This is a genomic window from Peribacillus sp. NPDC094092, from assembly GCF_050279365.1.
Taxonomy (GTDB): domain Bacteria; phylum Bacillota; class Bacilli; order Bacillales; family DSM-1321; genus Peribacillus.
The window spans coordinates 20,409-44,112 of record NZ_JBNNUC010000013.1 but is presented as its reverse complement, the minus strand read 5'-3'; the positions used below and the strand labels follow the sequence as shown (position 1 = coordinate 44,112).

At 35.4% G+C, this 23,704-nt stretch carries 22 protein-coding genes and 2 pseudogenes; 15 read left to right on the top strand and 9 right to left on the bottom strand.

Annotated elements, in window-relative coordinates:
* Nucleotides 1–367: 367 nt before the first annotated feature.
* Nucleotides 368–1,678: a short-chain fatty acid transporter gene (locus ACQKNS_RS26840; protein ID WP_412991977.1), complete on the top strand. Its 1,311-nt coding sequence runs from the start codon at nt 368–370 to the stop codon at nt 1,676–1,678.
* Nucleotides 1,679–2,217: 539 nt separating this feature from the next.
* Nucleotides 2,218–2,400: a hypothetical protein gene (locus tag ACQKNS_RS26835; protein ID WP_427646237.1), complete on the top strand. Its 183-nt coding sequence runs from the start codon at nt 2,218–2,220 to the stop codon at nt 2,398–2,400.
* Nucleotides 2,401–3,018: 618 nt separating this feature from the next.
* Here ACQKNS_RS26835 and ACQKNS_RS26830 read toward each other — a convergent pair.
* Together ACQKNS_RS26830 and ACQKNS_RS26825 are read right to left on the bottom strand one after the other, a co-directional pair.
* On the bottom strand, nt 3,019–4,329 hold the full coding sequence (locus ACQKNS_RS26830) for an MFS transporter (RefSeq protein WP_427646235.1): 1,311 nt from the start codon (nt 4,327–4,329) through the stop codon (nt 3,019–3,021).
* 153 nt (nt 4,330–4,482) lie between these two features.
* A complete protein-coding gene (locus ACQKNS_RS26825) occupies nt 4,483–5,259 on the bottom strand; it encodes an MBL fold metallo-hydrolase (RefSeq protein WP_427646234.1) in 777 nt (258 codons plus the stop codon).
* 134 nt (nt 5,260–5,393) lie between these two features.
* Between ACQKNS_RS26825 and ACQKNS_RS26820 the strand changes: the two genes are divergently transcribed.
* The 3 genes from ACQKNS_RS26820 to ACQKNS_RS26810 all read left to right on the top strand — a co-directional run bounded on the left by ACQKNS_RS26820 (nt 5,394) and on the right by ACQKNS_RS26810 (nt 6,772).
* Entirely contained in the window at nt 5,394–5,801 is a 408-nt protein-coding gene (locus tag ACQKNS_RS26820; RefSeq protein ID WP_427646232.1) for an Lrp/AsnC family transcriptional regulator, read from the top strand.
* 288 nt (nt 5,802–6,089) lie between these two features.
* Nucleotides 6,090–6,497 carry a GNAT family N-acetyltransferase gene (locus tag ACQKNS_RS26815; protein ID WP_427646230.1) on the top strand — a complete coding sequence of 136 codons (408 nt, stop codon included), beginning with the start codon at nt 6,090–6,092 and terminating at the stop codon, nt 6,495–6,497.
* 95 nt (nt 6,498–6,592) lie between these two features.
* Nucleotides 6,593–6,772 carry a hypothetical protein gene (locus ACQKNS_RS26810; protein WP_427646228.1) on the top strand — a complete coding sequence of 60 codons (180 nt, stop codon included), beginning with the start codon at nt 6,593–6,595 and terminating at the stop codon, nt 6,770–6,772.
* A gap of 589 nt (nt 6,773–7,361) precedes the next feature.
* Here ACQKNS_RS26810 and ACQKNS_RS26805 read toward each other — a convergent pair.
* From ACQKNS_RS26805 to ACQKNS_RS26795, 3 genes and pseudogenes are all read right to left on the bottom strand, one after another.
* Nucleotides 7,362–7,475, bottom strand: a pseudogene (locus ACQKNS_RS26805) (GNAT family N-acetyltransferase); the annotation flags it as partial.
* 118 nt (nt 7,476–7,593) lie between these two features.
* Entirely contained in the window at nt 7,594–8,469 is an 876-nt protein-coding gene (locus ACQKNS_RS26800) for a ribokinase (protein WP_427646226.1), read from the bottom strand.
* A gap of 17 nt (nt 8,470–8,486) precedes the next feature.
* The gene (locus ACQKNS_RS26795) at nt 8,487–9,440 is read right to left on the bottom strand and encodes a nucleoside hydrolase (protein WP_427646224.1); all 954 of its coding nucleotides are present in this window, start codon (nt 9,438–9,440) and stop codon (nt 8,487–8,489) included.
* A gap of 93 nt (nt 9,441–9,533) precedes the next feature.
* Here ACQKNS_RS26795 and ACQKNS_RS26790 point away from each other — a divergent pair, with 93 nt between their 5' ends.
* From ACQKNS_RS26790 to ACQKNS_RS26765, 6 genes are all read left to right on the top strand, one after another.
* On the top strand, nt 9,534–10,172 hold the full coding sequence (locus tag ACQKNS_RS26790) for a Crp/Fnr family transcriptional regulator (RefSeq protein ID WP_063574983.1): 639 nt from the start codon (nt 9,534–9,536) through the stop codon (nt 10,170–10,172).
* A gap of 336 nt (nt 10,173–10,508) precedes the next feature.
* Nucleotides 10,509–10,793: a DUF3784 domain-containing protein gene (locus ACQKNS_RS26785; RefSeq protein ID WP_427646222.1), complete on the top strand. Its 285-nt coding sequence runs from the start codon at nt 10,509–10,511 to the stop codon at nt 10,791–10,793.
* A 206-nt stretch (nt 10,794–10,999) separates the two neighbouring features.
* On the top strand, nt 11,000–11,272 hold the full coding sequence (locus tag ACQKNS_RS26780; protein WP_427646221.1) for a hypothetical protein: 273 nt from the start codon (nt 11,000–11,002) through the stop codon (nt 11,270–11,272).
* A 256-nt stretch (nt 11,273–11,528) separates the two neighbouring features.
* Nucleotides 11,529–11,921, top strand: a complete 393-nt coding sequence (locus tag ACQKNS_RS26775; RefSeq protein WP_427646219.1) for a hypothetical protein — start codon at nt 11,529–11,531, stop codon at nt 11,919–11,921.
* Between the two features lie 581 nt (nt 11,922–12,502).
* Complete coding sequence (locus ACQKNS_RS26770) at nt 12,503–12,955, top strand: anthrone oxygenase family protein (RefSeq protein ID WP_427646217.1); 453 nt, start codon at nt 12,503–12,505, stop codon at nt 12,953–12,955.
* 88 nt (nt 12,956–13,043) lie between these two features.
* The gene (locus ACQKNS_RS26765; protein ID WP_427646215.1) at nt 13,044–13,319 is read left to right on the top strand and encodes a hypothetical protein; all 276 of its coding nucleotides are present in this window, start codon (nt 13,044–13,046) and stop codon (nt 13,317–13,319) included.
* 499 nt (nt 13,320–13,818) lie between these two features.
* Here ACQKNS_RS26765 and ACQKNS_RS26760 read toward each other — a convergent pair whose 3' ends face one another.
* From ACQKNS_RS26760 to ACQKNS_RS26745, 4 genes are all read right to left on the bottom strand, one after another.
* On the bottom strand, nt 13,819–15,171 hold the full coding sequence (locus ACQKNS_RS26760; RefSeq protein ID WP_427646213.1) for an APC family permease: 1,353 nt from the start codon (nt 15,169–15,171) through the stop codon (nt 13,819–13,821).
* Nucleotides 15,172–15,311: 140 nt separating this feature from the next.
* The gene (speB, locus tag ACQKNS_RS26755; RefSeq protein ID WP_427646211.1) at nt 15,312–16,262 is read right to left on the bottom strand and encodes an agmatinase; all 951 of its coding nucleotides are present in this window, start codon (nt 16,260–16,262) and stop codon (nt 15,312–15,314) included.
* Between the two features lie 206 nt (nt 16,263–16,468).
* Nucleotides 16,469–17,053 (bottom strand): TetR/AcrR family transcriptional regulator, encoded by a 585-nt coding sequence (locus tag ACQKNS_RS26750; protein WP_427646209.1) that lies wholly within the window; start codon nt 17,051–17,053, stop codon nt 16,469–16,471.
* 1,811 nt (nt 17,054–18,864) lie between these two features.
* A complete protein-coding gene (locus tag ACQKNS_RS26745; RefSeq protein ID WP_427646207.1) occupies nt 18,865–19,791 on the bottom strand; it encodes a cation diffusion facilitator family transporter in 927 nt (308 codons plus the stop codon).
* A gap of 411 nt (nt 19,792–20,202) precedes the next feature.
* Between ACQKNS_RS26745 and ACQKNS_RS26740 the strand changes: the two are divergent.
* The 4 genes and pseudogenes from ACQKNS_RS26740 (at nt 20,203) to ACQKNS_RS26725 (ending at nt 23,535) form a co-directional block, all read left to right on the top strand.
* Nucleotides 20,203–20,764, top strand: a pseudogene (locus tag ACQKNS_RS26740) (TetR/AcrR family transcriptional regulator).
* A 332-nt stretch (nt 20,765–21,096) separates the two neighbouring features.
* Nucleotides 21,097–21,252, top strand: coding sequence for a hypothetical protein (locus ACQKNS_RS26735; RefSeq protein ID WP_427646205.1), 156 nt, complete (start codon nt 21,097–21,099; stop codon nt 21,250–21,252).
* 364 nt (nt 21,253–21,616) lie between these two features.
* Nucleotides 21,617–21,829 carry a hypothetical protein gene (locus ACQKNS_RS26730; protein ID WP_427646204.1) on the top strand — a complete coding sequence of 71 codons (213 nt, stop codon included), beginning with the start codon at nt 21,617–21,619 and terminating at the stop codon, nt 21,827–21,829.
* A 353-nt stretch (nt 21,830–22,182) separates the two neighbouring features.
* A complete protein-coding gene (locus tag ACQKNS_RS26725) occupies nt 22,183–23,535 on the top strand; it encodes an APC family permease (protein WP_427646202.1) in 1,353 nt (450 codons plus the stop codon).
* The last annotated feature ends 169 nt before the right edge of the window (nt 23,536–23,704 follow it).

The window sequence follows — 23,704 nt, the reverse complement described above, 5'->3', positions numbered from 1 at the left end:
TTAAAGAGAAAAGAAACGTTCCTAGATTTAGCCTAATTAACGGTTTTGTGAAACAGAGAAAAATCCTTCCAAAAGGGTTTTGGAGGGTTTATTTGGCATGGTCAAAAATAGTATATCATAAGGGAAATGAAAATTTTAGAGAAAGATATTGACATCCTATTAGCTGGTTTAGTTCTATAAAAGATAAAAGGAGAGCACCTATTATCCATGGTTAATATGTGCTCTCCTTTATTTGTTTTTATGATATCTCATATGTTTGATATGACCTCTCTTTTCAGGCAGGACCCCTAATAGAGGAATATGTTAATAATTGTAGAAATTACAAAGGGGGGTTAAGTTTAAAAAGGAGGATAAAAAGTTGAAAGTAATGGTAGCCTTTTTTAATCGTGTTATGCAGAGATATTTACCCGATCCATTTATATTTGTTATTATTTTAACTTTTGTTGTGTTTGGATTGGGACTTATTTTCACCGATAGCGGGCCTTATCAGATGGCTCAGCATTGGGGAAATGGATTTTGGGGATTGCTTCTTTTTGCTATGCAGATGGTTCTTGTTTTAGTAACTGGACATGTATTAGCTAGTAGCAGAATTTTTAAAAGGGGATTAGGTGCTCTTGCATCTATGGCTAAATCTCCAGGTCAGGCAATTATTATTGTAAGTGTCGTTTCTCTCGTAGCAAGCTGGATAAACTGGGGATTCGGACTTGTTATTGGGGCTTTATTCGCTAAAGAATTGGCGAAAAAAGTAGAAAATGTTGACTATCGCCTTTTAATTGCGAGTGCTTATTCTGGATTTCTCATCTGGCATGGTGGAATATCTGGATCAACTCCATTGACTATTGCTACTCCAGGCCACTTTTCCGAAGATTTAATTGGTATTATCCCAACAAGTGAAACGATATTTTCTAGTTTTAATCTTTTTATTGTTATAGCTTTAATCATAATCGTTCCATTAGTTAATCGATTCATGATGCCTTCAAAGGAACAAACAGTGACTGTAGATCTTGCTCTCCTAGAGGATGATGTCCAGGCAGCTACTATTGAAAAAGAGGATTTGACTCCTGCTGAGAGGCTTGAGAATAGCCGGATTATCTCTCTATCAATTGGGATATTAGGGATTGTTTTTCTTTTCTATTACTTTGTACATAACGGTTTTAAACTAAATCTTGATATTGTTAATTTCTTATTCTTATTTTTAGGAATTCTCTTTCATGGTACTCCAAAACACTTTTTAGAGGCTGTTGTTAATGCAGTAAAAGGAGCGAGTGGGATCATCATCCAATTCCCTTTTTATGCGGGGATTATGGGTATGATGACAGCATCAGGTTTAGCTACTGTTATATCTAATGGTTTCGTCTCAATATCTAATGAATTTACATTCCCGTTATTTACGTTTTTAAGTGCAGGATTGGTCAATATTTTCATACCTTCTGGTGGAGGTCAATGGGCGGTTCAAGCTCCTGTCATGCTGGATGCAGCGATAGCACTTGATGTATCCATTCCAAAAACGGCTATGGCGGTTGCCTGGGGAGACGCATGGACTAATCTAATCCAACCATTCTGGGCACTCCCTGCTCTTGCTATTGCTGGTCTAAAGGCAAAAGATATTATGGGTTACTGTGTATTAACTCTTTTTGTAAGTGGTATTGTTATTTCACTAGGACTCTTGTTTTTCTAAAAAGGATTTTTAGATTAGACAGTATTTAGGATGATAATGAATGAAAAATAAAGGATCTATTCAACTAGTTAAATTTGAATAGCTCTTTTATTTTTTGTAGTATTGTCAGGAAAATTTGGATTTACAACGTTAAGACACGAATAAAACTTTTTAATTCCTCTATTAAATATAATGTGAACTTTTTCTATACAGGGGTGCACCCACATAGCCATCAAGTTAAAATTTTATGCACCCCCAAAACAGAATTCTGCACTTATTGTAATCTTTATCGTTTCGGGGGTGACCTGTTTTCTTAGCTTGATGGGCATGGGGTATCGTCAGGAAAGTGCGGATTTACAACGCTAAGTATTTTGATACAAGTTTTATGAGACATCATAAATCCTAATTGAGATGTGATTTGATTATGTACCAATAGGCTTTACTCTATTGAGAGTGTGAAGGTTTGTACTTAAACTAACGGGGCAGTTTACTTCACCAAGAAATTGTGGGTTTTATGGTAAAATAAAGGGGATAATTGATTATTTGTTTGGGGATTTTTGGTGGAGGCTATCATACCTATTGTTTATTATATTGTTGGGTTATTTGTTCTATATATAGTTATCGAAACAGCAGTAAGGAAAGGTATTAACAGTTCAATAATTGGTCAATTTCTTGAAAAGAAGTATGGAATTAAAGAAGATAAAAAGTCTTTTCTTGATGATGATTTAGATAATGATAAATAAAACGGATTTTTAAGCTAACAGGTGCTTTACATCAATAAGGCAGGTTGCTGATGCAGCCTTTTTCTTATGGCACTAACGGGGCAGGTTAGTTCAATAAGAGATTCCATAAAACCCCATTTTATTATGCAACTGCTAGGCTTCTTTATAAGCCGGAAACGTTGATTCATCAAGGATGTATAAAATCCTGTATAAACAATAAAAATGGACGATGTGAAATTTCTTGGAAGCCAAGGGGTTTTGTTGTGGTCAGGTTCTAATAGTAGTGATTATGTTAACTAAAATTGCATAACGTATAAAGCTTAAAAATAGAAAAACTACTGCTCCCGTACAGCAATTTTTCAGTTGCGTAACAAGACATTAAAGTTAGGCATAATACTTTACGTAACTTGAGTTAGGTTAAAGTAAACTAACATTCTGGAGACCCTTATAAATTAATATAAAGATTTTTTCTATCTATAAGATGTTTTGTTTTATATGAGTTACCTCCTAAAAGGCAGCTTTCAATTTCTCGCTGAAAGCTGCCTTGTTAATTATGTTTTAATTGTAATTTACTATATAGGGATATATCTATATTAGTCTAACTATTCAAGAAATAAAGTGTTAATAAAAACTTTTCTATCATAGCTCTTTGCTTGGACTTTTCCAAGACCAAACAACTACAGGTATAAGCACTAGTGACAGAATGGCTCCAGAAAGTGATAATGCTGCAAAACTAGAATGAGCGACTACCATTCCTGATACCCCCCCACCAGCTGCTCCTGACAGGGCAAATAGGACATCGACTGATCCTTGTGTTTTTGCACGCACAGATGGGTGTGTTGAATCTATAAGGAGAGCAGTCCCACTTATTAAACCAAAGTTCCAGCCCAAACCTAGTAGTACTAACGCCAGGGTAAGCAGTGGCATTGAACCTACCGGTGCAAAAGCTGCCACCAATCCAGAGGCTAGGAGTGTAGCACCAGAAGCAACAGCCATAGTAATACGGCCAAGTTTATCTACCAGTATACCTGTCAATGGTGAAGGAAGGTACATAGCTGCTATATGGAAACCTATAACTAATCCTACTTCTCTCAAACCATGACCATGATGTCCCATATGAATTGGTGTCATTGTCATAATGGCTGCCATGACAAATTGAGTCAAAATCATAATTACAGCCCCTACAACAACACCCTTTTTGTTTATGGTAGCATTCTTTAAATTTGTCCCTGTCAGTGCGTTATCGACTTTTTTCTTAGCATTCGCAATAGCTGTAGACACAACCAAAGGGTCTGGACGAAGAAAAATTAAGATAAATAATCCGGCAATAATAAAAGCAGCTGCTGACAAGATAAAGGGGCCAGCCAAGGTTGGAACACCAATAGAATCCGCAAATTCCCCCATTCTATTGACCAAGTTAGGACCAACAACAGCACCCAAGGTAGTGGAAACCATGGCCATGCTTGCAGCAGTTGCCCTTTGTTTATCTGTTGCAAGGTCTGTCCCTGCATATCGCGCTTGTAGATTAGACGCCGTACCAGCTCCATAAATAAAAAGAGAGATAAATAAAAGTGGGATGCTGTTGGTTAAAGCTGCAATTATAACACCAATAGCACCTAACCCACCTGCAAGGAAACCACCTGCAAGTCCTGCTCTACGGCCAAAACGTTGTGAAGACCGGCCTATAAGTAGGGCAGCTCCTGCAGAACCTAAAGTAAATAGGGCAGTTGGAATTCCTGCCGCATTTTCAGTCCCTAGCATGTCTTGTGCAAGAAGCGCTCCTACTGTTATACCGGCTCCAAGTCCTGCGCCCCCAAAGATTTGTGAAAGGATCAAAATTCTTAATGTTCTTTTATAAAGCTGTATTTGTTTTTCTGATGAATCAATATATTCTTGCAACCATATAGGCTGCTGTGTTGAGGTATTTGTATCTTTTGCTGACATTGTCATGAACGCTGCCTCCTAACGAAATATCCTTGTAGCTTTTCATGTTTGTTTTGTCATCCTTGGAACATTTCATATCGTCAATAGAAGAAGCTCATAATTAAATTTTCGATAATTATGAGCTTCTTCTATTTCTTATTTTAAAATAGGAACGTGACACTATTTGTCGGTGTTGAATTTGTAGGATTCACCATCTTTTGGTACTAAAATATTACTTGAGAATCCTTTTTCTTTACTAAAGTTTTTTAATTCTTCTCTAGATAGTGTCCAATGGTTAACAGCTTCCATATGAACAGAAATAACCTTAGCATTAGGAGCCGCCTTGTGTACTTCATAGATGTCTTCTTTTCCCATAATGAGAGAACCATATTCTATTACTTGATTATCTCCGCCATTGACGACAATAATATCTGGTTTATGGGTATCTAATTCTTCCTGTACACCTTCATACCAGACTGTATCACCAGCTACGTAAAATGTTTTTTCACTTGGATGTTTAAAGACAACGCCACATACTTCCCCCATAAGCTTTAATAGTTCTTCTCCTCTTCCATGCTCGCCTCTTGTTTTAACTAATTGGATGCCTTCAAAGACAGTGTCCTTTGTTAATACCTCTACATTTTGGAACCCGGTATTTTGGACTTCCTTTGCATCTTCTTCATTTTGAACGAACATTTTAATATCTTTTGGTAATAGTCTTTGCGCTGCCTCGTCAAAATGGTCTAAATGTAAGTGAGTCACAATGACTGCCTCAACACCACTAATAATATCGTCAACAGAGGTTGGTAAACTCACTGAAGGATTGTTTTGACCTTGCCTAATCGTACCAGGGAAAGATGGGTACGTACCTTTCTCTGCTAACATAGGATCAATTAAAAACTTTTTATTTGCATATTCTACAACTATCGTTGCATTTCGAATTTGTGTAATCTTCATCTTTACAACTCCCTTTCTTTTCATGTGTGTTTCCTAACAGTGTTAAGTGTATAATATGAGCAGCATTCAAATACACAGATAAAATAAAGTGTTTTAGCCGTTTGACTTTAATTTTGAAAGGAGTTGACGTTCAGATGGATCAAACAGATAAGCGAATTATAGAGGAGTTATGTAGCAATAGCCGGATTACGATGAAAGAATTAGGGGAGAGGGTTCACTTAACAGGACCGGCAGCTGCAGCTAGAGTGGAGAAGTTAAAGGACAATGGGGTCATTGAGGGATATAGCATTAAAGTAAATCAAGCGAAATTAGGGTGCTATACGTATGCCTTCATCAATATCTATATAGAAGGTACCCACCATCAACCTTATCTCTCATTTATCCAAACAAAGGAGGGATATGTCATCAATAATTATAAAATCAGTGGAGATGGCTGTTATCTTTTGGAGTGCAGGTTTCCAAGTAATGAAGCGTTAAATCAATTTTTATTAGAGTTAAACAAGTATGCAAACTATAAATTATCGATCGTTATAAGTAAATAGGGCATGAATAAAAATGGATATTTGTGAATAATCGCATTTAAACTATAGGGGGCTTGAATAGAACACCGAAGGTAGCTGCGGCATCTCACCTCTTTTTCTTATTCAAAAGTTAGTTTGTGAAGGACTGTACTTAAACTAACGGGTGCGTTACTTCCATAAGGGAGTTGCCTCAGCAGCTCTTTTTCTTATGAGTTAAAGGGGCAGGTTTGTGTAAGGGGATATGTGGAATTATACAAATTATATGTTTATATAAAACTATAAGATACAAAAATACAAGGAGGTGCTTGTATGGAAAGAACTATACTTTATACAATAGAACCCCCTGAAAATTTTAAGCAATTACTAACCTTATATGAATCTTTAGGATGGAATTCACTTAAATTAACAGTTAATGATTTGAAAAAAATGTGCAATCAAAGTTGGTATGCAATTTATGCTTTTGATGAACAACAGTTAGTGGGTATGGGACGTGTTATTTCAGATGGTGTGATTACTGGAATTGTATGTGGCGTGTGTGTACTACCGAGCTACCAATCCGAAGGAATCGGCAAAGAAATGTTGAATCGAATAATTGAACATTGTGAGCAAAATCGAGTAATTCCTCAACTTATGTGTGTAGAAAGTTTGAAATCATATTATGAAACTTTTGGATTTGAGAAGTTTACCATTGGTATGACAAAGAATATAAATCGATAAATTTAATTTATTGTCTAATTAACGGATGTTTAGTTCAATAAGGAAATCAAAAATTGGGGATAATACCTTTAATATTGTTAAAGGAGAGAAGCCCAATGAAAACTAAATTGTCTATTTTAATCTTAACTATGCTTATGTTAATAACTGTTGATGTAAACGCACAAACTTCCGAAAAATATATCGATAATAGCAAGAAAAATCTGATCAGTGCAAATGAATTTTATAAAAGTGGAAAAGTAGGAGATTATAGTGAATACGGGTGTTGGTTATTATAAATATTAACTAGTAAATATATAGATCCTAAACGTCAAATATATCTTTTTTGTTCTGTTAAAGAGACAATAGAAAGTATGTTACACAAATTTCTGATTATAGATGCTGAGACACTAAAGCCTATAGCCGAAGGATACGGAGAAAGGTGATAACACCATTAAAGGTCTATACTAATCCCTCAAATGAGAAACCCAACGCAGACGGAAGATACTACTCCATAAAGACAATAAAATAATCAAGAAGATTAAAAAAATAAGTTGTGTTCGAAAAAGGGGAGGGTATAGATATTGCCTTCCCCTTTGTGTTTACAAATAAATTTATTCGACTGTATATAATGTACTCGATTTTGTATCTCAAAACAGTTAGAGATTGAATTGGTGCGGTTTTGAGTGGATTAATAACTCTATGTACTCAAATTCATGTCCCCAATGTACTTATCTTTGTGTCTTCGTACAATCATCATGATAAGGCTAATTTCTTGTTTAACCATGTTCACAACATCTAAAGCAACAAATAAAGGAAGTTCCGTAAAATATTTAATTTTACGGAACTTCCTTGTTTAATTTAAAATTCTAGTCAATCAATCTAAATTTATTCTGAAAAAGCTTTTGGATAACGAACAACACCTTGAACATTTACAAGTGAATCCTCAGTTAATTCTAAAGCCATAAATACTTCACCTGGCACCTCAAATGGAGCTTGTAGTTAAAATTTTTATTACTCTATAAATGGTACTTTCTTAATGCATAGAATCATTAAGAAAGTTTATACCCCAGTAACAAACATAAGTTCAACAAACAAAAACCTCCAATTTAGTATAAGTTTAGCCGAGTACTTCTGCTAAAACCGGGATAGAAGAAGATGAGCCTTTTCTGGATACTGCAAATGAAGCAGCTTTTGTGGCAACACTAAGTGCAAGTTTAATATCAGATTTTTGGGAAACCATGCTAAGGAAATAACCCAAGAATGTATCACCTGCTGCCGTTGTGTCTTTCACTTTAACTTTATAAGCTTCTTGCTTGTATTCTTGCACATTGTCTCTATATACGACACCATTTGTACCCAAAGTCAACACAACCTTTAAATTGCTATAATTTAATAGTAAATAGCCGAGTATTCTGCTTGATGACTTTTCTCCACTAATATCTTGTCCTTCTATTTCATTTAGTATTAGATAATCAATTTTTGAAAAATCTAAGTTCTTAATAGACTTATTTATTGGAGAGGGATTAAGCGCAATGGTTAACCCCTTTTTATGAGCAGCATTAATTAGGTAATCTATACAGTTTATTTCGTTTTGTAGAACTAGGAAATCATCAGAATTAAAGTCCTCTAATACTTTATCAATTTGTTCAATAGTTATTTCTTTATTCGCCCCACCATAGAGTAAAATACAATTTTCACCTGTCGAAGCCACTTGAATAATGGCATGCCCTGTTATCAGACCGTTTTCATATATTCCCTCAACACTAACTCCTTCTGATGCTAATTCTTTTTTTAGAAACAGACCATCTTTGCGAATTTTACCTGCATGAAAAATCTGCGAACCAGATCTTGCAAGGGCTATTGACTGGTTTAATCCTTTTCCACCAGGATACTCAACACAACTAACCGAAGATAAAGTTTCTCCTCCTTTAACAAAGCGAGGAACTGTATAAACTTTATCTATATTCAACGATCCAAAATTTAAAAATTTCATCTAAACACCCCGTAATGTTAACTTACCAATAATTCTAATAGCCGTTTCTTGAATAACTGATTATCAATGGTTTTACAGATAGTTGCATTAGGAGTATGGCCTGCAAAGCCATCAGAAATGGCAAGTTTACTACCGTCATTTACTATCACCTGACCATAGGTTGCTTCTTCTGTGGTACACACATAGCAGTAACATAACTTGTCTTCAATAACGATATCATCCCATAATACAACCCCCATTGCCACGGCATCTGGCAAATCAACAAAGTGCCCTCCACTTGCTTGTAAGTTGTATTCTAGAAGGGAACGATTACATTGAACGGCAAACACTGCTTCTTCCTTTTGGCTCACCATTAAAAATTCCATATCTTCTCTATTCCAAGCTGCTTCGCCTAAGCAAATATCAAAGCCGATAATACTAATGGGAATTCCTGATTTCATCATAATGCTATATGCTTCTGCATCTACATATACATTAAATTCGGCTACAGGTGTAGTATTTCCGGGACCAAATCCAGCAGTACCCATTGAATAAATACGCTTAACTTTCTTCATGATTTCTGGCGCTTTTAATATTGCAAGTGCTATATTTGTAACAGGACCGATGGTTACAATTTCGATTTCACCAGGGTTATTTTCAATAATTTCAATGATAGCATCTACGGCATGCTTGGTTTCTGGCAAAAGAGTAGGATTTATTAAATTACAATCTCCCATTCCGTCTTCACCATGAACATTAACAGCTGTAACTAAATCACGCATAAGTGGTTTGCCTGCTCCAACATAAATAGGTGGCTTTTGACCATTAGCAACTTCGATAGTCATTAGTGCATTTTTTGTTGCCAATTCAACTGGAACATTGCCACAAACAGTTGTTATCGCTTCTACTTTAAAATTAGTTGATTTTAATGCCATAATTAGAGCAACAGCATCATCACTTCCAGTATCTGTGTCAATAATTAATCTTCTCATAACAAGACCTCCAATACTTATTTGGCCTTATTATATAATTCAATCTATAATGAAAATAGGTCAAATGACCAAAAGCAAAAAGAAGGTGAAAATATGAATTTTAAAGATATTGTGAATGATGCCCCAACGCATATTAAGAAAGAATTTATTTATAGAAGACACAAGAAAGGTAGCCTTATTATTCACCCACATGAACAAAATAATTATCTTTATATTCTAACTACAGGTATGGCAGAAGTGTATAGACAAAGTTATGAGGGAACGATGCTTTCCCTATATATTTATGATTCATATAGTTGTTTTGGGGAGATAGAAATTTTTAATGAAAAAATTAAAACGCTCGGTGTTATTGCAAAACAAAATTGTGAAACGATAGCTATCCATAAAACAAAGGTTTATGAATGGATGAAAATCGATTTTAATTTTAATTTTTACATAATTAAACAACTTGCCTCAAAATTAATTTTAAGTTCAGATACTGCGGCAAAGTTATCATTGCTAACAGTTAAAGATCGTATCTTATTAAGTTTACATAATCATTATAAAATCGGTGATTTAGATAACCTTACAAAGCAAATTTTATCAAGTGAGGTCTGTGCACCAATTAGAAGTTTAAATCGTTCAATAACTCAGTGCATAAATGAGGGCGTTATAAGTTATAAAGATAAAAAATTCTCTATAAATTCAATTGAAGAAATAGAAAAATACCTTGAACATTTTTTATTAAGATAAAATTATGGATTATATTTGTTTTCACTTGGCCACGGTCGACTCTCCTCGTTTATAGGCCGATGATTCCTTAGCGTATGTTTTCCGCGTTTTGTAGGTAGGACCCCTTACTGCACTATTTATTTCAACTCTACAATAAATCTTAATGAACTAACAGGGTGCGTTAGCTGAAGCTCAGAGCTGTTTTTAAGGCAGCTTTTTCTTATAGAACTAAAGGGGCAGGTTAGTTGAATAAGGAAAATGGGTTTTTGTGGTAAAATCAACAGGAAAAGGTAACTTTTACCTTTTTAGTTGTATTAAAAGTAGCAGGAAATAAAATTGTCCTTTGGGGGTGAAAAGGTGGATTATGGATTATTGGTTATTGGTATAGCTCTTTTACTTGTATCGTACTTAGTAGCTGTGAAAAAACAAACCTGGTTGTTAGCAGGATTTAATGAAAAATTGATAAAAAATAAGTCTTTATTAGGTACAGTGACAGGTGGAACTTTTTTTCTACCGTTAGGATTGTTAGTAGTTTTCAATAGTTTTATTGACTATCCTTATGAATTAACGGTTCTTATAATTGCTATGTTGCTTTTATTAACAATTGTATATGTTTTTATCAATAGAAGGTTACTTGACTAAAAGGTGCTATAGCTTTAATGAGCTGTGACGATCACGATCAGCTCTTTTTCTTATGGCACTAAAGGGGCAGGATAGTTCCACAAGCACAGTGTATTCGTACTGTGTGGTTTGATATTCACGCAAACTCTTATTATTGTTAAAATACGGTAGTGTTAATTTTTTAAAGGCACAAATTTTTATAATCTAATTCATAAGGAGCAATTGTTATGCAAAAAATACCTGGACTTATATCCATTCTAATCCCGTCTGTTTTAACATTATTGATCGTTAACTTTTTATTTGATATCGTATCGTTGAAAATTCAAGGAATGCCACTCGTGTTTCCGTTTATCCTGTGTCCAATAGGAGCTGCATTAGGGTTTGTAGGATATAAAATGAATCGGGATAAACTTTCATTGGTTGGGATAATCTTTAACATCGTTTTATTTGTGTTCCCAATCTTATATAACATTATCGGTATACTCACACAAAGTGCATAAAGTTTAGTGAAAAAGGATTGGATTATTCCAATCCTCTATTTTAGAGATATATCGCACAGTTTGCGTCAACTTTACAATAAGGCAGGTTGCTAAGGCTGTCTTTTCTTATGGCAATAACGGGGCAGGTTTGTGGAAGAAGGAGGTCTCTCTTATCTTATAAAATATATACAAAAAAGGTAAAGGGGATGATCTAGTTATAGCTGTTTTTAATGGGATAATGTTTATAGCAGTTAAATAGATTTATGGGGTGACTAACATGTTGAAATCGGGTATATATGGAAAATACAATGGGATTGAGTATGAAATCACTATTGATATGGATAATAATATAAAAATTATGACAGAAGAAATAAATGATATTGACCATGCTTTTGTTAATATTTATAACAGTGGAGTCTATTCAAAAAAAGTAAATCGAAGTGAATTAACAGATTGTGTAAGTGTATCGTACTTTGGAAACGTGGATGGAGAAAGGGTTCAGATACTACAAGAAACAGAAGATGAATTTCAGATATCTTCTGGTTCAATGCTAGTAGGGGATAATTTAAATATACCCAGAATAGATCGCGAAACGTGGCTTGGATGGGTTCCTAAAAGAAAGGTTAAACTCATAGAGGAAAAAAATTTGATTGATCCCCAAGTTCTATAAAATTATCAAAACATATATAACTGTGTTAGTTCCTGAAAAAGGCCATCATTTAGTGGCCTTTTGAATGTAAAAAAATATCCTTAATTAACTATCGGGGCAGGTTAATTTAATAAGAAAATAAAAATAGTAGGAAGTGTAAAATATCATTGAGTATAAAGGTGGTAAAGAATATTGGAACGGAAGTGAGTGTGATTATAATTTTGTATCTCGTACATTAGCAGATAGTTACCCTCAAGATTATGAGCGATATATAAATGAATCAATGGAATTCATAAAAAAACATACAGTTCTACTCTGCTCGACTTGCCATTATAAGTGGGTACATAATGAAACCCATATATCAACCGCACAATGTCCTTCCTGTAAATCATTGGAGTTAAAAAATATAAGCCTTAATAAGAGTTGAATAAGTACGTTTGTAATCGTGCAAGAGTCACAAATCAAGCTGTCATTTTGGCAGCTTTTATTGTTTCATTAACTGGGCAGGTTAGTTGAAGAAAAAATTATTAATATCAAAATACTGTTCAAAACTTGTATAGTAAGAAAGATATTATTAATTGAATATTAGGAGATGTGACAATTTGGATTTCTTAGGTTTTATTACATTGATAATAGCCGGCTTCACTGCTTGTGCTGAGTTTACTTCATACGCTTTAGTACATCCAGTTATCCGTCAATTACCACAAAAGCAACATATACGTTTTGAACAAGGTTCACTGAAAACATATGGACTTATAATGCCCATATTTATGCCTGTAAGTGTGATTCTAACCTTGTCTTTCGCATTATTTACCAAAGAACTTGGAGGTATCGAGCTTACAAGCCGTTTTTCTTCTGCTGGAATGTTCACTTTAGCAACAATAATAACTATTATATATAATGTTCCTATTAACAAGGAAATCCAACAATGGGATGCAGACAATCCACCCACTGATTGGGAGGAGAAAAGAAAACGATGGATGTTCTTTCAATCTATTCGTTCTTGGTTACTTCTTATTGGTTTCGTGTTATTTTGTTTCTCAGTGTCAATTTGATATAAATATTATCTTTCTTTACATAACCTATTGAACTAAAGGGTGCTTTAGCTGAAGATCGGAGCTGTCTTTAAGGTAGCTTTTTTTTATGCAACTGATATGTACGAAACTGTCAACCCACCAACTTGGTACTGCTTTAGGTATGTGGTTACAGGGGTTCCTTTTGACTTTCTATCATTACAATCCAAATGGAATAACGAATGAAGCTCTTGTAGGTATTGGAAATATGGGTATCTATATTCCAGCAGTATTATGTGGAGTCAGTATTATCTTTATTTTGAGATATTCATTAACGGAAGAAAAAATGAACAGATTACAAAAAATGAAGCAAGAATCTAACAGTGGAAGAGAGATCGATGTATAGGAAGTTAAGGGATAATTATTATGGCGACGTAAAAAAAGAGCATCTGCGCTCACTTAAGCAGATGCTTTTTCAAGAAATCAAGAAACTTCTCATATAGTCTACAGGACGTGAGTTGAAGAAAGACTAAACAAAAATATCAACCTTTTTTATCTCAGCCTCTGTCACCCCCGGTGCTAAAATACCCAATATCAACTGTTTAAAATTCCCCAATAATAACAGATAATCATCTCATCCCTTGATAGAGTGGGAACAGACACGTACGGATTATTAATTCAAAAAGAAGCAATTTCGATTAAATAGAGTAAATGCAAAAATATTGGAGGACAGACCTCAGCCTTTTTACATATGTGTTGATGAAGCAAAAGTTGACCAAGGATGGTCTTTTTGCGATGGTAAAAGAGGCGTTAATATGTACCACATTTTTAACAAATTGACCCTAAAACATATTCAGGGCAACTGTGAAATCGCTTACAATAAATCGTTTAATTATCAAAAAATATTACTTAATTTGTTCCTCGGTTATCCCGTCAAGGTCAAATTTTGGTATTTCCTTTTTGGATTTTTTACTTACAAAAAGGTAAATCGCCCCAAGTAATCCCCAAGCAAGTCCTAGCATAATAGCATTTAATTTAAGATTTATCCATAAAAACCCCAAAAGGGTTGTACCAATAAAAGGTGAAACCAGATAAATAATTGTTGATTTGAGATTACGCATTTTTTTACGTATGAAATAGTGTGAAAATACAGAAATATTTACAAATGTAAAGGCGGTTAGCGCGCCGAAAGTTATAAAGGATGTTGCAGTGGCTAAATTCAGAAAAATAGCGGTGAGTGCAACAATTCCAATTAGTATGATGTTTATTATGGGGGTCCCAAAGCGCGGGTGAACATAGCTGAAAATTTTCCTTGGTATTATGTTGTCTTTCCCCATTGCATACAAAAGTCGAGAGGCACTAATCTGAGAGACGATACCGGATGCAATAGTTGAAGTTAGTGAAGCTGCAAAGAGAATTGACTGAAAAAGGATTCCTCCCATATGAAAAGCCATCTCCGACGAAGTCCCATCAACATTTCTAATATTTGGAAATAATGGTAATGATGATTGAGCAAAGTAGGAAGCAGTGATAAAAAGGATGCCTCCTATCATTACAATTAAAAATATCGCTCGAGAAATTGTTTTTTTAGGGTCATTTGTTTCTTCAGCAAGTGTTGTAACAGAATCAAACCCAAGAAAGGAAAAACAGAGTATGGCTGCGCCATTTAACAGCGAAGACATTTCCATATTAGCGCTATAGAATGGATGAAGTGGAAATAAATGACTCGTTCCTTCTACTTGCAAAAGTTCTTTAATAGACAAAATAACAAAGACACACGCGACCAAAGATTGAAATAGCACAAATAATGTATTAATTGAGATTGATACTTTTAGACTAAAAATGTTTGTCAAGGTTATTATTGCTACAAAGCTAATAATCCATAACCAAGTCGGAAAATTAGGAAAAATCGTTGCTGCATAAATGCTACTAATTAATGCGTTAATCATAGGTGTAAAAATATAATCAAGCAAAACCATCCATCCCACCAGAAACCCTGTCGATGGATGAAGTGATTTTCCCGTATACGTATAAGCGGATCCTGCTGTTGGAAAGGCTACTACCATTTTCCTGTAGCTAGATGCTGTGAACAGTATGGCTAACATGGCAAAAAGATAAGCAGCAGGAACGTGACCGTTTGTTTCTTCCGAAACAATGCCAAACGTATCAAAAACAACCGTCGGCGCCATGTATCCAAGTCCAATAATGACAATGTGCCATAAATTTAGTGACCGTTTTAAATCACCATGTTTGTTCAAATAAAATTCCTCCTTTACTTTTGAAAGAAGCAGCTGGAATAAAAAGCTGCTTCTTTGTTTAATATCCAAAGCTTTACGCCATTTTTTACAATCAGGGATCCTGCCATTAACATGCAAATTTATAATACTGAATTTTCAGATTAATCAGTGGACGATAGTACTTCTACTTGGTCATTTTCTTGTTTAATTTTTAAAGCTACAAGACTTGCAAAGTTGTGTACTAATGTAGCAGCTAAAAGAGCAGTAGTTTGAGTTGGATCAAACGAAGGTAGTACCTCAACTAGATCAGCTCCAACAAAATTAAAGCCAGTAAGAGAACGGACCATTTTAAGTGTTTCATGACTGCTTAAGCCACCAACTTCAGGTGTACCAGTTCCTGGAGCAAAAGCAGGATCAACGAAATCGATATCAAAGGTTAAGAAACAAGGAGTATTACCAATCGTGCTTTTTACTTGTTGAACAACATCTTGGATCCCGCGCGTAAATAGCTCGTTTTGTGTAATGACGTTGTATCCCAACTCCAGACTAGAAGTTATTTCCCAACCGCGCATTCCAATTTGAAATACTTTATCTGGCTGTACAAGTCCTTCTTCATGTGCGCGAATAAAAGTAGAACCGTGCCAGTATTTCTCATCCATATAGGTATCCCAGGTGTCTGTATGGGAATCAAAATGAATTAAGGCTACAGGTCCATGTACTTTGGCTGCTGCACGTAGACTTGCTAATGTGATGGAATGGTCGCCTCCTAATCCAATAGGGATGATTCCCTTTTTCATAAGTTCTAACATGGAATTTTCCATGAGTTCATAGCTTCGATGGATATTTTGCGTAATTATGGGTACATCCCCTATATCGATTGCATTTGTGTCTTCAAAAGGAGAAACATCAAGTAGTGCATGATAAGAAGATAAACACATAGATGCTTGACGAATGGCTTGTGGACCAAATCTAGCTCCCACACGGTAGGATGCTGCTGTATCAAAAGGCATTCCTAAGATGGCAAGTTTTGTATTTTCGCTTTCAGAAGGCAATCTCATAAAAGAACCTGAAGTACAAAAATCGGGTTGATAATTTTCAAATGGATTTGACATTTTCTTAATACCTCCATGTTATCCTTGTTAGTTGTAATTACATTCATCGAGAGAAGAACAGCGATTAATATAGCTTGTTTCTCATAACATACTATACTAATCAATTTTATGAGGGAATTTAGATACTTTTTAATCAAACTCGTTATTTAGGAAACTATTTTTGTTTCTTTAGTTTCCAATGGTATAAAGGAAGAATAAAAGAAATGTTATCTTTTATTCTCAGTAATAAGCCCATATAGTAAAATTTCAACAATTTCAGAAAGTGCTTCAGAAACTGTCATTCGATTTTCCATATAAAATTTTTGATCTAGTGTGGAATTGATAGCTTCAATAATAACCTTCATAATCAAGGATACATTCCTATCGATAATGACGCCTTCCCTAACCCCTTGCTCAATTAGATTTCGAAGCAATTCCCAATCACTTTTTAGTAAGGTATCCATCTTAACCCACTGTTCAGGATAATATCGTTTCATTTGATCTAATATATTTTGGGCAATGAACTCGTAATGATCTGGCAAAACTGTAATAACACCTTTTATCTTTTCGATTAAGGATAATTGGTCATTCTCTATAATGGCCGTGGCTTTTTCATCCATATCTTGAAATGTGTGATCAATAACCGCTTCCAGCATTTCAACTTTTGAAGGAAAATACTTGTACAACGTTTTTTTGCTAATACCTAGTCGTTTTGCCAAATCGTCTAATGGAAATTTCAAACCTTTAAGCTGAATTTCTTCAATAAAAGCTTTTATAATTCGATTTTTAATATATATCCTCCCCTCAAGCATATGAAAACATAAAAAACTATAATAGTTTCCTGAATTATCTTAACATTTGTAATGCTATATTGACAATGAAAAAATTATTTTCCTTTAAAGATAAACGTAAATGTAAACTAAAGCAGCTAATCTATCCAAGAAGGATATTTTTTGATTCGTTTTAAATTTGGGAACACCGAAAACACAAGGACGTTTTGCCCTCTTTTTAATGGTTTTTCCTCATCTAAATACATATCCAAAAACAACACCAACAAAATATACGTTCAAGGCTATTAGGAGGAAAATCGTTAAATACGAATGTTGTTTACTTATTACATCATTAAGTCACATTTTTCAACGAAAGATTGCGGCTGCTTCATATGGTAGAATACTGTTACTCTATGCGTTAAATCAACGATTCGGGGTAAAGAGCCTAAAAAAATAAATCATTTCATCTGAGATTTCCCACTTAAATATCGAAGTTAATGTAGGATTTTTAAAATGTACAGCATATAGAGTAAATTCTGTACTGTAAGTTACAAATTGATCACTGACATTTTCGGGGTAAAGGCGTTGAAGGTCTGCAGCTTGAAATGGCGAGAATTTATGCATTAAATGGTGCGGAAATGATTAATGTACACAATGCGCATAGTGCTCCTTATCAACCACATCAAGTGTAATTTTTACGAACCCGAGCACTATAAAATCAAATGTTTATCGCAGCAGCCAACATCAACTGAGCAGTGAGCATTATCAACTGACGCTAATATCATTATTGCAGATGAACCAACAGGGAATCTGAATGAAAATACTTCAGAAGATGTTATACAGCTGTATCAACAATTGGCTCACGAGGAAAACAAATGTGTCATCGTTTTAACCCATTCAAACAAATTAGCCCTAGAATTCGACATAATCTTAAATCTAAGAAAAGGCTAGTTGGTAGCTAGTTAAACAGGAAAACAATATTCAATTGAAAATAGCGCAATTAAAAAGGAGTGCTAAAACATATGAAGCTAATAGAGGGAAATTCTATATCATTGGATGGCCAGTTTTACATTGTCTATTGTGTTGAGTGGTTGCGGAAGTGAAGAAAACATGAACACAGATAACAATCAACAGTTTAATAATGACAAAGGCGATGGAATACAGGGTAAACTCATCCAAGTCAGCAAAAAAGACTTCCAGTCTAGAGCTTCTTTTCTTTTAAAGTAAATTCTATTTCAATGATATCTTCATGAATCCTCTTATATGTATGACGCTCTTCTCCATTAATAAGAATAGTTGCCGATCTTTTATCCCTTACTTTCAGTTCGCTATAGATCCTATTGTGATCAGATAATATTCGAACATTTTTCAAAAAATCAAACAATATATTAATTAGAACGACAAGAGTAAAAACGGAACCACCTTCACAAGAGATATCTTCACAGAGCATTTGCCCCAGTAAATACGCTGACTTCGATGCAAGAAATGAATATTGGAAAAGGATAAGTCATAAAAATTGGTGATTTTTTCATATGTGGCCCCACCCGAACATTGCATGGAGCATAGTCTTAAAGAGAGTGAGATAGAAAAACACTTATAAAATAAAAAAACATAGATTTATCAAGGGTTTATAAGAATTTTCATAGTTGTCAAATCTTACAACTATGAAAATCATAAAAAAACCGTATCAATATTGGTACGGTTAAAGAGTGGATTTCAGAAATGAAATCTTACGCCAGTTAAAGAGAGGTGCACGTTTTTTTCAGCCGAAATAGCCGGAAACGGCGCTCGGCTCGACCTTGCCGCCGCTGTCTATGCTCTGGCAAGGTCGAGCCTGCTCACTACCCATGTTTTTAGTTCGCCCATTCAACATCGGTGGTGAACATGATCGTTAACCACTGATCAGCACTTTCCTCGCCGATGGCATAGCCGATTTCATTCCGGATGGCGTCCCACTCTTCAAGGCGTTTCGCCGGCCACCCGCTAGGCACAATGAAGTACAGTTCAATCTGCTTTCCCCGGCCAACCTTTGCGACGTAAGCGCGGTAGGAAACGAAACCGTAGCGCTTCACAAAGTCCTGTGCGACTTCGTCCACATGTTGCTTGAGTGACTGAGGGGTGATCAGTAGGACATCGGCTAAGGCCTGCTTCACCGTTGAGATCGGCAGCGGAATAATCACCAAGCAGATCAGCGCAAGAACTGCAGGATCGATATAGGGCGTAAGCCAGTCCAAATTCGTTCCTTCAATGGCGTAGCCGACGCAAAATGCGATTAAGAGCGCGGCGGTGATGCCGCCGGTCATCATCCAAGCCTTGGCGTCAAGCGCCACAAAATCCGAGCGAAGGGTCTTGTTTACACGTGTCTCGAAGATAGCCATAGAACAGCAGGCGATCACCGTCACAATGGCATAGACGATGGCGAAACCGAACTCAAGATCGTGGCCCCCCGTCATCAAACTACCAATTGCGTTGATCAATGCGTAAACGGCAGCCCCCATGAGCATGACGCCGTTGAGACCAAGGACGATCGGCTCCAAGTGCCAAAATCCCATGGTAAAGCGTTCACTCAATTTGCCATTTGGCCCATTCGGTGCGGTGGACGAAGTAATCAACTTCGAGACGATAAGCGCCAAGACGCTCATACTTGCATCGGTCAGAGAATAGACACCATCAAAGGAGATGGAGAACGACCCTGATAGCAGGCCGAAGATGATCCTAAAGCAAGCAACGAAGATAGTGACGCCAATTGACGCGCCAAGAATTCTTTGTTCGGTGTTCAATTTTTTCCCCCTAGTAATCGCAGCCCAGAACGTTTCCTCTACTGGACGCTACTGTAAGTAAAAATATCACCATGATCTGATCTTTTGACAAAATGGATTAGTGTAATGCCAATGTGACTAGCTACACGCTGTTATGAAGCGCCTTCTTGCGCTTATATATATCAATATTTACAAGTTTACTAGATTTTCTGCACCAAAACCGATTATATTTTACTCCCTTGATTAACGCGTTAATCATTAGCATATATACCGCAGTATTTTTTTTTTTTTTTTTTTTTTTTTGAATATTCAAAATTTATATTGTGAAAATATCGGCCAAAGGATATACTATCCAAAGGATATACTGCAGGAAACTATTATAGTCTCATTAGTTTCTGTTATGTGTTTATATTTTGAAAGGGTAAGATATTTATGAAAGATTGTATTATAAAAACTTTTATTGAAGAAATAGAACATAAAGGTTTGAAATTTCCTTTAGACGATTTGGCAAAACGACTAGGTATTAGCAAAAAAACGTTGTACAAGTATTATTCTTCAAAAGCTGAAAGGCTGGAAGCGATTATTGATTACACGTTTGAAAATATGGGTGAAAAGGCTACGGCCATTATAGAGAATGACCTATTATCCTTAATCGAAAAGATAAAAAGGGTTATCTCAGTTTTTCCGATCATTACGAGTTTACTGACCTAAAAGTGTTAGATCAAATGAAACGGTATTATCCTGAACAGTGGATGAAGATGATACCTTACTAAAGAGTGATTGGGAATTGCTCCGTAATCTAATCGGGCAAGGAATTAGGGAAGGCGTCATTATCGATAGGAATGTATCCCTGGTTATGAAGGTTATTATTGAATCAATCAATTCCACTCTGGATCAGAAATTTTTTTTAATAAATCGAAAAACAGTTTCAGAAGCACTTTCTGAAATTGTTGATATTTTACTATATGGGCTTATTACTGAGAATAAAAGGTGACAATCTTTTATTCTTCCTTTATACCCATGGAAACTTTTAAAACTAAAACAGTTTCCTTATTCTCAATTCCGATTTAATAATAATCAACCATCTGCCGTCTTTTTAACAAATCCTACTTGAAAAACATTTTGGGGAAAATTGATAGGTTATGAATTTAAAAATTTTCAGTTCCGCTTTTTGTAGTCTTGCTCCATTGTCTAATCCTATTGGCAAAAAATATAGAAATAATCCCAGTGAAAGGGGGGATGCTTACCTTAATTAAAGTTAAGTATTCATAGAAGTCAAAATATTCAATTAAGTCAAAAAAACATTAATTTATCTGAGGAGGGTTTTTGTGCAAAAGAATGATTGGAGAAATTTCGGGAAGGTATTTTGATTGTTTTGCGGATTTTGCCTGGAACTACTATGGAATATGGGACGAAGACAGGGCAAGGCCGATTGGTAATTTTGATAAGGCAATGGCAAAAGAGCTGAACATACCACTTTAATCATCTGGCATTATAGCAGAAGGTGGAGCTATAGAGGTTAATGGAGAAGGCGTAATCCTGGAAAAACAATTGAAGAAATTGCGAAGGAATACCTCAGATTATACGGACAAAAGAAGATCATTTGGTTAGAGCGGAGCCCTCTTTCCTACAAAATTAACTGCTGATGGAAGTCCTATAATAGAAAACTTCTTCGGATACGGGGCAAATGGACACATTGATGAAGTGGCAAGATTCGTTGATCCACATATATTTTAGTTGCCTAAATCTCTATAGAAGCAAGGGAAAGTAACGATTTGGAGAAGGCTGATTATGAAAGAATGAAAGGAGAAGTGGATAAGTTAAAACACACGACTGATGTAAACGGATGTCGCTCAAGCTTATTTATGTAGATAATCCTAATTTATTACTATTTTGGGGTTATAACCTGATTGAACCCGGTGATAGATTCGAAAAATTCGGCATTAATCTTAGAGATAAGGTGATTGACGTTCCAGAAGTCAGCTACCTGAACTTTTTAATTTCCAATGGGGTCGTCATAATTGCGAAATATTGGAACCAGGAATGCCAGAGAGTTTGAAGCTACCCTTCAAAGTGCATTCCCTTATCGCAAAATTGGTTCAAATTAACCCCATTGCTTTTAACTGGTGGGGAAGGCATTCATTGCATCACACAACAATAGTCAGTTTATATAGACTGATAAACCTTCTGAGGAAAAACTGCTAAAAAAACAAATCCAATCTATAAGAAAGGAAAACTTTCCTCACTTATAAAGAATATTTGGACAGAATTGTTCGTCAACACGAAAGTATCTATCAGTAAACTCAGATTTGTTTGACAACTAATAAAGTGTAGCCTTCTCAAGCTAAATAATATTAGTTAGATATTAAATGTATCAAATGGATTTATCCTAAAGGAGGTTTGGTCTAAAGAATGAAGAGCCAATCATCAACCCTTACCCGGGCACTTTCTTTACGACACGTCGTTTTGTTCGGATTAGCTTTTATGGCACCTTTAACGGTTTTTGTCACATATGGAGTTGCAATCGAAAGCACACAAGGTATGATTCCGACAGCATATGCCATTGCCTTAGTCGTCATGCTGTTTACTGCTTATAGTTATGGAATGATGTCAAAAGAATTTCCAATAGCAGGTTCATCCTACACATTTACACAAAAGGCAATTAGTCCACATGTCGGTTTTCTCGTTGGTTGGACAATATTAATTGATTATGTATTTAGTCCTATGATTAGTTCTTTAATTGTTGGATTATACGCAAGCGCTTACTTTCCATCTGTACCTATGTTCGTATGGATCATCCTATTTATCGCCATTATATCAACAGTCAATATACTCGGGGTTAAGATAGCAGCTAATTTTAATATGTACGTGGTTATCTTCCAAGTATTATTTTTTGTTCTGTTTGCTATTTTATCGATAAGGGGGCTTTTAGAAGGAAAAGGAACAGGCACTCTTTTTTCATCACTTCCTTTTTTCGATCCCAACGTTAAAATGTCTACAATACTTAGCGTTGTCCCACTTTTATGCTTTAGCTTTTTAGGATTTGATGCAGTGTCAACCCTGTCAGAAGAAACAAAAAACCCTAAAACTACTCTTCCTAAAGCAATTTTACTTATTACTATGATTGGTGGAATTTTATTTATTGTTGTTACATATTTTGCACAGATGATTTTTCCGAATTTCGATTCCTTCATCAGCCCTGACACAGCAGCAAATCATATTATGGTTTTTATTGGCGGTAATCTGTTGAATTCCATTTTTACTGCTGTAATGATTACGACCAGCTTTGCTTCAGCTGCTGCATCAAGTGCAAGTTCATCTCGAATTCTGTATGCCATGGGGCGTGAGAATGTACTACCTAAAAAAGTGTTTGGTTATCTCTCTCCAAAGTTTCACACCCCTGTCTATAATCTTTTACTTATAGGGGTAATCGCTTTGTCAGCGATTTACATGGATATTGATGCAGCTGTCTCCCTTATTAATTTTGGTGCTTTGTTCGCGTTTATGGCCGTTAATTTGTCTGTCATTTTCCACTATTTTATCAGGAAGAAGAAGAGGTCAGTTAAAGGTACGATTCTCTACTTGATTATCCCTCTGATGGGTGCCTTCTTTTCAGGGTTGTTTTTGGTCAAGTCAAGTATGCATGCATTGATTTTGGGAGGCTGCTGGCTGGCCTGCGGAATTTTATATCTTTTATATTTAACAAAAATGTTTAGGCAAAAGCCACCGCAACTACATTTTGAAGAAGGGGAACACTCAGTCTAAACAGTAGGTACAATCTTTCCAAATGTGTGAATGAAATAGATTGAATTGAAAGGGATGGATATTAATTGGCATCTAATTTAGTAGATACTTAGCGAAACCCTGAAATATGCTATTTTCACAGTAGCAAAGATAATTATTAAAAAAATACCATTACCTAGGAGGAAATAGA

What these genes read in the sequence shown, in the direction of transcription:
- ACQKNS_RS26840 (WP_412991977.1), top strand. Translation starts at nt 368, where the DNA reads ATGGTAGCCTTTTTTAATCGTGTTATGCAGAGATATTTACCCGATCCA.
- ACQKNS_RS26830 (WP_427646235.1), bottom strand. Translation starts at nt 4,329, where the DNA reads ATGACAATGTCAGCAAAAGATACAAATACCTCAACACAGCAGCCTATA.
- ACQKNS_RS26825 (WP_427646234.1), bottom strand. Translation starts at nt 5,259, where the DNA reads ATGAAGATTACACAAATTCGAAATGCAACGATAGTTGTAGAATATGCA.
- ACQKNS_RS26820 (WP_427646232.1), top strand. Translation starts at nt 5,394, where the DNA reads ATGGATCAAACAGATAAGCGAATTATAGAGGAGTTATGTAGCAATAGC.
- ACQKNS_RS26815 (WP_427646230.1), top strand. Translation starts at nt 6,090, where the DNA reads ATGGAAAGAACTATACTTTATACAATAGAACCCCCTGAAAATTTTAAG.
- ACQKNS_RS26810 (WP_427646228.1), top strand. Translation starts at nt 6,593, where the DNA reads ATGAAAACTAAATTGTCTATTTTAATCTTAACTATGCTTATGTTAATA.
- ACQKNS_RS26800 (WP_427646226.1), bottom strand. Translation starts at nt 8,469, where the DNA reads ATGAAATTTTTAAATTTTGGATCGTTGAATATAGATAAAGTTTATACA.
- ACQKNS_RS26795 (WP_427646224.1), bottom strand. Translation starts at nt 9,440, where the DNA reads ATGAGAAGATTAATTATTGACACAGATACTGGAAGTGATGATGCTGTT.
- ACQKNS_RS26790 (WP_063574983.1), top strand. Translation starts at nt 9,534, where the DNA reads ATGAATTTTAAAGATATTGTGAATGATGCCCCAACGCATATTAAGAAA.
- ACQKNS_RS26780 (WP_427646221.1), top strand. Translation starts at nt 11,000, where the DNA reads ATGCAAAAAATACCTGGACTTATATCCATTCTAATCCCGTCTGTTTTA.
- ACQKNS_RS26775 (WP_427646219.1), top strand. Translation starts at nt 11,529, where the DNA reads ATGTTGAAATCGGGTATATATGGAAAATACAATGGGATTGAGTATGAA.
- ACQKNS_RS26765 (WP_427646215.1), top strand. Translation starts at nt 13,044, where the DNA reads ATGCAACTGATATGTACGAAACTGTCAACCCACCAACTTGGTACTGCT.
- speB (WP_427646211.1), bottom strand. Translation starts at nt 16,262, where the DNA reads ATGTCAAATCCATTTGAAAATTATCAACCCGATTTTTGTACTTCAGGT.
- ACQKNS_RS26750 (WP_427646209.1), bottom strand. Translation starts at nt 17,053, where the DNA reads ATGCTTGAGGGGAGGATATATATTAAAAATCGAATTATAAAAGCTTTT.
- ACQKNS_RS26730 (WP_427646204.1), top strand. Translation starts at nt 21,617, where the DNA reads ATGTCGCTCAAGCTTATTTATGTAGATAATCCTAATTTATTACTATTT.
- ACQKNS_RS26725 (WP_427646202.1), top strand. Translation starts at nt 22,183, where the DNA reads ATGAAGAGCCAATCATCAACCCTTACCCGGGCACTTTCTTTACGACAC.